Raw genomic sequence first — 2,142 nt, 5'->3', positions numbered from 1 at the left:
CCTGAAAGCAAGTGTTACAAAACATACTGTTCAAGAATTAATCTTAAATCCCACTTACAAGGAGATGGCAGACTATTATAATACCATCGTTATGCCTGCACGAGTTCGTTCACCAAAAGACAAGGCTAGTGTCGAAGGCTCTGTTGGTGTTATTTCCACATGGATTATTGCAGCTTTAAGAAATTCTCATTGTTTCAACATTGACGAGTTGAATGAAGAGGTTTGGAAAAAACTTGATGAATTTAATCGGTGATCCTTCACTCGTAAAAAGGGATCTCGCTTTTCAGCATTTGAAGAAGAGGAGAAATTTGCGCTTTCTCCCCTTCCAGCTACACCATATAAAATGTCTGAATGGAAAACAGCGAAAGTACGTCCTGATTATCATATTTCTGTTGAGAGCATGTTTTATTCAGTTCCATATGAATATATCAATCAACAGGTTGAAATCAAACTTTCAGACAGTCTCGTTGAGGTTTTTTTCAAACATATGCGGATAGCTTCTCATAAACGATTATATGGAAAGTTTGGTCAATTATCCACTGTCCGTGATCATATGCCAGATAATCATAAACTATATGTTGATCAAACGCCAGAGGCGGCAATTGAATGGGCCGAAAGTATAGGAGTCTCAACTTTGGGTTTCATTCACTATATTATTGATACTTACCAATCGGAAAAACAAGCATTACAATCTATTTTTTCATTAAAAAAATCAGAACGTCGTTACTCAAAGTATGAAATTGAACGAGCATGTAAAATGGTGATTTCTGTCACAAAAAGACCAACGGTAAAAAGCATTCAAACGATGTTAAAGAACAATAAGAAAGATGACGCTGAACAGGAACTTAAAAGCAAATCTGAAATAAATAAAAACAACTATGGCTTCACTCGTGGTGCTGCCTACTATGGAGGAAAAGACAAATGATGAATGAACAAACACTAACAAAACTACATGAAATGAAATTAAGTGGAATGGCTGAGGCTTATAAAGAACAAGTTAGTAATAAAGAATTTCAAAAGATGTCTTTTGAGGATCGTCTTTCGTTATTAGTAGACTTAGAGTTTTCACGCCGAAGAAGTAATAAACTTCAACGCTTGATTAAATCAGCAACCTTCATAGATTCAAAGGCATGCATTGAAGACATCGAATATCATGAAGATCGTAAACTAGATAAAGAATTAATTCTTAAATTAGCTAGTGGTCTTTATATTCAAGAATATCACAATATCATTCTGAAAGGACCTACAGGTTCAGGAAAATCATTCTTAGCATCTGCATTTGGAGTTTCAGCTTGTCGTCAATTTTATAAAGTCAAATATATTCGTTTACCGGAATTACTAGATGAACTTACACTTGCCAAATTAGCAGCAGATGGAAGTTATCGTAAATTGATTAAAAAATATACAAAGGTAAATTTACTCATCTTGGACGAGTGGTTGCTTACAAATTTATCAACAGATGAAGCTGCAATCTTACTAGAAATCACAGAATCTCGTCATAAGACAGCATCCACTATTTTCTGTTCGCAGATTGACCCAAGCGGATGGCATTTGAAACTAGGAAATGAAACCATCGCAGAAGCTATCCTAGATCGAATCATTCATGATTCCTATCAAATTTTGATTGATGGGGAAGTTTCGATGAGAGAACGTCACGGATTGGTGGTACCAAAATGATTCCAACAGAAGTTGAAAATCGTATAGCTAATTACTTTTTTCACAGGTATTTACCTAATGAAGTGATGAGGAAAATAGTAGATAGGCTATTACCTCCTTGTGTATGGATGGAGGACGAGAATTTAGATCATGATGAACTCGTTAATTTAGCCATTGAGATTATTGATAAGCAATTAAAAGAGAAAAAATTTAGATAGAACAGACAGCCATTGGAACGGCAATATTCCGATGGCTGTTTATTATTCTGTGTATTATTAATCAGTGGCTCTTATTCCCACCCTTACTGGTTCTAATATCCGCAAACAATGGTTCTAAGCTCGACAAAGGTAGTTCAAATCTATCCCCAATACTCAACTTTTTGTATATTGGTATATTGGTAAACTGGTTGGCAATGAGTGGTAAATTCCTTGTCACTCTCTGGTAAAAACAATGGCAAGGCTGGTACATTTAGGTGGCTGTAATCAA

2 protein-coding genes and 2 pseudogenes are annotated in these 2,142 nt (G+C 35.4%); all 4 read left to right on the top strand.

The genetic code is table 11. The features are described from left to right. Positions 1-253 (top strand): annotated as a pseudogene (locus SPD89_RS22630) (IS21 family transposase); the annotation flags it as partial. 81 nt (positions 254-334) lie between these two features. Next, positions 335-925, top strand: a pseudogene (locus SPD89_RS22625) (Mu transposase domain-containing protein); the annotation flags it as partial. Next, the gene (gene istB, locus SPD89_RS22620) at positions 922-1,677 is read left to right on the top strand and encodes an IS21-like element helper ATPase IstB (protein WP_336264207.1); all 756 of its coding nucleotides are present in this window, start codon (positions 922-924) and stop codon (positions 1,675-1,677) included. The pseudogene SPD89_RS22625 and the gene istB, both read left to right, overlap by 4 nt. Next, positions 1,674-1,874, top strand: coding sequence for a hypothetical protein (locus SPD89_RS22615; protein WP_336264206.1), 201 nt, complete (start codon positions 1,674-1,676; stop codon positions 1,872-1,874). The genes istB and SPD89_RS22615 overlap by 4 nt, the downstream gene beginning before the upstream one ends. Positions 1,875-2,142 lie beyond the last annotated feature (268 nt).

Origin of the sequence: Pseudogracilibacillus sp. SO30301A, from assembly GCF_037072025.1 — a bacterium.
Lineage (GTDB): Bacteria > Bacillota > Bacilli > Bacillales > Amphibacillaceae > Pseudogracilibacillus.
Note: the sequence above shows the minus strand (reverse complement) of the source record. Positions and strands in the feature narration are given on the sequence as shown.

Bases quoted from the DNA above. Each gene is read 5' to 3' on its own strand.
- istB (WP_336264207.1), top strand. From the start codon at position 922: ATGATGAATGAACAAACACTAACAAAACTACATGAAATGAAATTAAGT.
- SPD89_RS22615 (WP_336264206.1), top strand. From the start codon at position 1,674: ATGATTCCAACAGAAGTTGAAAATCGTATAGCTAATTACTTTTTTCAC.